The organism is Streptomyces sp. NPDC056231 (assembly GCF_048270745.1).
In the GTDB taxonomy this organism is placed as follows: domain Bacteria; phylum Actinomycetota; class Actinomycetes; order Streptomycetales; family Streptomycetaceae; genus Streptomyces.
The window spans coordinates 1-5,877 of the sequence record NZ_JBLVKW010000163.1 but is presented as its reverse complement, the minus strand read 5'-3'; the positions used below and the strand labels follow the sequence as shown (position 1 = coordinate 5,877).

General features: G+C 69.0%; 6 protein-coding genes and 3 pseudogenes. 3 read left to right on the top strand and 6 right to left on the bottom strand.

All coding sequences use genetic code 11. From position 1 onward, the window contains the following. Positions 1-45: 45 nt before the first annotated feature. The 3 genes and pseudogenes from ACNPQM_RS43525 to ACNPQM_RS43515 form a co-directional block, all read right to left on the bottom strand. A complete protein-coding gene (locus ACNPQM_RS43525; protein WP_418088348.1) occupies positions 46-1,068 on the bottom strand; it encodes an IS110 family transposase in 1,023 nt (340 codons plus the stop codon). 233 nt (positions 1,069-1,301) lie between these two features. After that, positions 1,302-1,529, bottom strand: a pseudogene (locus ACNPQM_RS43520) (IS6 family transposase); the annotation flags it as partial. Between the two features lie 123 nt (positions 1,530-1,652). Beyond that, positions 1,653-2,324 (bottom strand): annotated as a pseudogene (locus tag ACNPQM_RS43515) (isocitrate lyase/PEP mutase family protein). A 183-nt stretch (positions 2,325-2,507) separates the two neighbouring features. On the opposite strand from ACNPQM_RS43515, the pseudogene ACNPQM_RS43510 reads away from it, so the two are divergent. From ACNPQM_RS43510 to ACNPQM_RS43500, 3 genes and pseudogenes are all read left to right on the top strand, one after another. Next, positions 2,508-2,804: pseudogene (locus tag ACNPQM_RS43510) on the top strand (dihydrofolate reductase); the annotation flags it as partial. Positions 2,805-2,812: 8 nt separating this feature from the next. Beyond that, entirely contained in the window at positions 2,813-3,655 is an 843-nt protein-coding gene (locus ACNPQM_RS43505) for an alpha/beta fold hydrolase (protein ID WP_418088347.1), read from the top strand. A 125-nt stretch (positions 3,656-3,780) separates the two neighbouring features. Further along, a complete protein-coding gene (locus ACNPQM_RS43500; RefSeq protein WP_418088350.1) occupies positions 3,781-3,918 on the top strand; it encodes a hypothetical protein in 138 nt (45 codons plus the stop codon). 45 nt (positions 3,919-3,963) lie between these two features. Here the strand turns inward: ACNPQM_RS43500 and ACNPQM_RS43495 are convergent, their stop codons facing one another. The 3 genes from ACNPQM_RS43495 to ACNPQM_RS43485 form a co-directional block, all read right to left on the bottom strand. Beyond that, positions 3,964-4,278: a DUF4262 domain-containing protein gene (locus ACNPQM_RS43495; protein WP_418088346.1), complete on the bottom strand. Its 315-nt coding sequence runs from the start codon at positions 4,276-4,278 to the stop codon at positions 3,964-3,966. Between the two features lie 528 nt (positions 4,279-4,806). After that, entirely contained in the window at positions 4,807-5,187 is a 381-nt protein-coding gene (locus ACNPQM_RS43490) for an FKBP-type peptidyl-prolyl cis-trans isomerase (protein ID WP_030976601.1), read from the bottom strand. A 158-nt stretch (positions 5,188-5,345) separates the two neighbouring features. Further along, positions 5,346-5,558, bottom strand: a complete 213-nt coding sequence (locus ACNPQM_RS43485; protein WP_418088349.1) for a transposase family protein — start codon at positions 5,556-5,558, stop codon at positions 5,346-5,348. Positions 5,559-5,877: the final 319 nt, after the last annotated feature.

Here is a 5,877-nt window from a genome sequence, read left to right as displayed (position 1 = left end):
GGTACGTCACCCCACTCGAAACGAGAACCTTGCTCAGGCAAGACCTCACCCCCGCAGCGTAAACACCCGCTGTCCAGGACCCGGGGGGAACTTCACTTTCTTCGACAGGCCCTCTTTGGTGCGTCGTTCCATGTAGGCGCGGGTGCGCTGGTCCCAGCGAAGGCGGCAGAGAACGATCCGGTAGAGGGCCGCATTCGCGGCCCGGTCGCCGCCCCGGTTGAGGCGGTGTCGGTGGGTGCGCCCGGATGACGCGGGCAGCGGTGCGACGCCGCAGAGCATCGCGAATGCTGCCTCCGACCGGAGGCGGTCAGGGTTGTCGCCAGCGGTGACCAGCAGTTGGCCGGCGACGTCCGGGCCAACACCGTTCAGCTTGGTCAGGACGGGGTTGATCTCTTGGGTGAGCGGGGCTATCAGCTCGTCCAGTTCGTCGATCTCCTGGCCCAGGTCGCGGTGACGGCGGGCGAGGGAGCGCAGGGCGATCTTCGTCGCGGTGGCCGGGTCGCCCGCCTGGTCGAGGCGGGGGCGGAAACCCACGCAGACGGTCAGCAGATCCTTGTCCTTCAGGTGTCGCAGCATGGTGCGGACGCCTTCCGGCGCGGTGATGATCAGGGTCTTGATCTGCCGGGTGACGTCGGCACGCTGCTGGACCGCGCTGCGGCGGGCGACCCGCAGAGCTCGCAGAGCCTCGACCCGGCCATCGCGGAACTTCGGGGTGCCGGTGCGGCGTTCGGCGAGCGCGGCCCGTGCCGCTGCTTCCGCGTCGACCGGGTCGGACTTGCCCTGCCAGCGACGGGTCTTGCGGTCCGGACGGTCGATCTCGACCACCGTCACGTCGTGTTCACGCAAGTAGCGGGCCAGGCCGGCACCGTAGGCTCCGGTGCCCTCGACTCCGACCAGGACCAGGACACCGAAGGAGCGGAGCCAGGTCAGGAGCTTGCGGTAGCCGAGGGCGGAGGCGGGGAACTGGGCTGAACCCAGAACCCGGCCCGCGGAGTCGATCGCGGCTGCGGTGTGGGTGTCCTTGTGGGTGTCGACGCCGCCGGTGACCTCGACCTCATGCTGTGCCATGGTGGATCGTGCCGTCCTCTCCATTTGACCGGGCGGGATGGCACCCGTCGGCCGGGAGGGCGGACAAGACAGTGATGGGGCCTCTGGCCAGGCTCTTATGAAGTCACGTCCCCCGGTCCGGCGGATGCACGCGAGCGTCCCCCGGACGGGGCCGACAAATCCCGTTGAGGACCCAGAGTCAGTCAGGCCGTGGGTCAGACCCCGCCGGGGAACGCTCATGAACATCCTCACTGTCAGGCCGCGGCGGGTCGGCCTGTGGTTCCGGTGATCTGGTCCCAGATGGCGAAGCGGATGATCATTTCGGTGCGGTAGTCGGGTGCGGTCATGAGGTGGCGCCGGGGCCGGAAGTGGGGTGAGATGCCGCTGAACGCAGCCAGGAACCGCTGGGCTCCCGCGACGCTGCGGAAGCCCTTCATCGCCCGTTCACGCTCACGGGTCGGTTGATGGCTGTTCTCGGCCCGGGCGGGGGCCTGGAGCCGTCCGTGCAGCTGCAGCAACTCGTCGTCGTCCCCACGGGCAAGTGCTCTTCCACGGCACCGTGATCGTCGCGGCGCCCCGACTGTGGCTGCGCTTCTGACCGCGCTTCAGCGCGTCGGTTCGGCCAGGAGCAAGGCATTGAGAGTGGCGTAGTCGTATCCGCCTTCAAGGGCGGCCGTCGTGCCCTGGGCCAGCAGTTTGCGGGTGGCTCGTCGCACCAGCCCGTAGGCCGCCTCGGCGATGGAGGATCCCGCGCTAATGCGGGCGACTCGCGCGTCGGCGAACTCGGACACTGATGGTGCGCCGGGGCCGGCCAGGAGGTTCAGCGGCAGGGGGGTGGATCCGGCAAGCGTCCTGACCGTCGGGGTGTCCAGCGGGCCGAGGACGAAGATGCCGTCCGCACCGGCCGCCGCGTAGGCGCCGGCACGGGTGAGTGTCTCGTCCAGTCATGCCACGCGGTCACCAGAGGGCAGGCGGTGCGTGTCGATGCGGGCGTTGATGAACAGCGGGACGCCTGCCTCGTCCGCGGCCCTGCGGGCCGCCGCGATCCGTGCGACCTGCTCGGCGACGGGACGGAGGGTGTCCTCAAGGTTGATGCCCACGGCTCCGGCCGCCAGGACGCCGCGCACGGTCTCGCCCACACCGGCGGGATCGGTCGCATAGCCGCGTTCGATGTCGGCGGTGACCGGCACGTCAACAGCGGCCGTGATCCGGGAGATCGCGCCCAGTGCCTGGTCGCGGCTCATATGATCCCCGTCGCCGTGGCCGTGGGCGGTCATCCCAGGCCGCCTAGTCCTCGTGGCTGGTCATGGTGCGGGGCTCGTTCAACACCGCTGCGACCGCCCTGCCGGCTGTCTGACCGCGCCGTGCCCCGCCCCGACCTGCACCGGGGCGGGGCACGTGCGGCAGCTGGTCGGCTGCGCGAGCGATGAGTTCGGGCGGCGGATCGGGTCTGTCCTGGCATGACTCGAATCATCGCTGACATCTCGGTTTCCATCGACGGCTTCGTCACCGGACCCGACCCCAGCCCGGACAACGGTCCGGGCACCGACGGCGAGGCCCTGCGCACGTGGGCGTTTTCCGACGACCCCGACGACCGCCCGGTCCTGCGCAAGGGGTCCGCCCGCTCGGGCGCCGTCGTCCTCGGCCGCCGCCTCTTCGACGTGGTCGACGGGACGAAAGGCTCGGACGACACGTCCGGCTACGGTGCTGGCGAGGTCGGCAAGCCCGCGTTCGCCGTCGTGCCGAGCTCGCTTCCGGTGATCCGATGACCACTGTCCACGCCAATGAGATCGCCTTGGGCATCGAGTCGTTCGGTGACGACGACGCGCCACTCGTCCTGCTCGCGGGCGGGACGACGATGCTCTCCTGGCCCGACGCGCTGTGCGAGCGCCTCGCCGCCGGCGGGCGCCGTGTGGTGCGCTACGACCTGCGCGACAGCGGGGAGTCGACGATGACGGATCCGGAGGCGCCCGCCTACACCCTGCGCGGCCTCGCCGCCGACGCGGCGGCCCTTGCCGGCGTGCTCGGCGGGGGGCCCGCGCACCTCGCGGGGATCGGCGTCGGCGGGATGGTCGCCCAGGTGGCCGTGCTCGACCATCCGGACGCGTTCTCGGCGCTCACCCTGGTCGGCACACGCCCGGTTGCCCCTGGCCCGCCCGACGATGACCTCCCCGACCATGACCAGGCAACGATGAGCCGACTGTTCGCGCGCCCGATGCCCGATTGGACCGACCGCGAGGCGGTTGCGGAGTTCGCCGCCGCCGGCGCGGAGATCCTCGGCGACGACCCCGTCGCCGCGCGCGCAATCGCTGCGCGCATATGGGACCGCACGCCCGGCACCGCGCCCCCGGTCCAGATGGCCAACCAGATGGGCATGGTGTTTTCCAGGCTCGACTGCAAACCCCGCTGGCGCGAGCGCCTGACCGAGATCGAGGTCCCCACGCTCGTCGTCCACGGCTGCCACGACCGGTTCTTCCCCGTCGGCAACGGCGAGGCGATCGCGCGCGAGATCCGCGGGGCACGACTGCTCGTCCTCAAGGAGGCCGCCACTGCGATCCCCGATGCGGCGGTCGGCGAGGTCACCGAGGCGATGCTCACGCTCAGATAGGGAACGGCGGGTACCGCGCGGGTCCAGCCTCCACGCAGCAGTGGACGTCGGAGGCTCGATCCGCCCGCGCGCCCGCGATCGGCACGATCCCAACCCGAAGTTGTCCAGGATGCTTCTCTCGATCCATGTCCCGTAAACCCACGGCTTCTGCCGTCAGCGCTCCACGCATCGAGGGCGCCGTGAACCGCATCAAGAAGATCAAGAGACAGCTACACGGTCGAGCCGGATTCGAACTGCTCCGCAAAATGATCCTGCTCCAGTAGCCGTTCGCGACGGTGTTGCTCTGCCGCTCGCCCGCACGTTCGAGGTCAGAGTTCGGTCGTCCAGATCCCGACAGGGTGCTCACTCGGTGGCAGCCACAACTGAGGCTGTGACTCACGATGCCTCTCTTCAGCCTGTTCCTCCCAATGAAAGCGGTCATCCACGTCGGGCCACGCAACTTGCAGCAAGGGGAAAGGAGGCCGCCGGTAGAACCCGATGGCCCGGCCGAAGAACGTCCGGTACCAGCGGAGATCGACCTGCCTGAGCGCGACTTGGTGACCGGCGACAACGTCAGGATGCCTCTGGTCCTCAGCCAATACAGCACCCGCGGCGGACTTCGTGCCATCCGTGCTGCTGCACATTCTCGATGATCGTCAGATCCGCGCGGTCCGCCTCGTCTCGGTCACCGTTCGGTCACCGTAGTCATGGCAGAGAACGCAGCGGCACTGGAACGGATCATCAGTCATGTGCGGAGGCTACGAGGTGAGCGTACGAGTCGGGCAGCCGGGGTTCGCGACCACCCGTTCAGTCGAACGGCATCGTCGGTCCGGGAGCGTCGGCTGTGAGCGGACGAGAAGTCCCGGCTGCGATCGAGGGGCGGGACCCGGCGACCACGAGAAGTGGCAGCGTGAGGTCGCCGCGCGGATTATTCGTTTCGCGGGGTTCATGGCCGCCGGCACCCCGGCCGTCGGCCAGCGGTCCGGGCTCAGGTTCAGGCCCGCAACCGGGATGTCTGCCGTTTGTGGATCACGGGCGCCGATGCGTGTTGTTGCCGGCGCGTGCCTCTGTCCGTGGCTGCGGGTGAAGGGTGCACGGGTGTGGTGTCGCGGTCGGCCGGCAGGTGTTGCCCGGCCTTGGTTCCGGGCGGAGAGGCCGGGTAGCAGAAGGCCTCAGACTGCGACGGAGAGCAGGTCCACCACGAAGACGAGTGTCGAGCCCGCCGGGATCAACGGCGAGGGTGACTGGTTGCCGTAGCCGAGGCGCGGGGGAACGATGATCTCGCGCCGGCCGCCGACCTTCATCCCTCTGACCCCGCGGTCCCAGCCCTTGATGACCTTGCCACCGCCCACGGCGAACTTGAACGTCTGGCCCCGGTCCCAGGAGGTGTCGAATTCCTTTCCGGACTCGAAGGTGACCCCGACGTAGTGAACCTGGACAACCCTGCCCGGCTTCGCCTCAAGCCCGTCCCCGACGACGAGGTCGCGGATTGTCAGCTCGGTGGGAGCGTCACCCTCCGGAAGGTCGATCTCGGGCTTCGTCAGTTCACTCAATGCAGCCTCATTCGCTCGCCGCCGGAAGCCCTCATACAGACCAGCCATGCGCATGGTCACTCTATAGCAGTAGATCACCATGCTGCCGTGAACGCTGACCTCCTGGAGTGCATCAAGCTCAACGGAGGACGATGCTCATCGTGACTGGGCGTGCTATGTCACCGGTACGCTGCGCCCGTACTCGATGATGGCGAGGCCCTGCTCCCCGCGTCCGCGGGTATGGCCCCTGGGCGTCGCCTGGTGGCGCGTGGCCCCCTGCGCGGAAGGTCCTTCAGCCTGCGCTGATAACGGTCGTGGACTCGGTCCGAGAAGCGCCCGCAGCCCGGACACGCCGCCCGGGCCGCGTGGCCTCTCGCCACCACCTCGACCATGCCGAACGCAGCCGTAACCGCCTCGACGTCCACATCGTCGATCCCCTCGAACACCAGCGAGTACCAGAACGGTGCACCGGTCTGCATGACCAGCGCCATCACCGCTCACAACCGGCCGCAGCAGAGACCAGAGGGAGCGTCACTTCCGAACGTCAACGGACAAGGCATACGCCGCCTCACACGAGCCAGTCCCTCGCAATCGAACGTCGGGGTAACGCTCCGCAACGGCTCCGCTGAGTAGGCCCGGAGCGCGGTGCCGGGGTTGCTCCCGGTCCGTTTCTCCGGACCTCTCGCCGAACCCGCCGTGCGCCTCTCAACG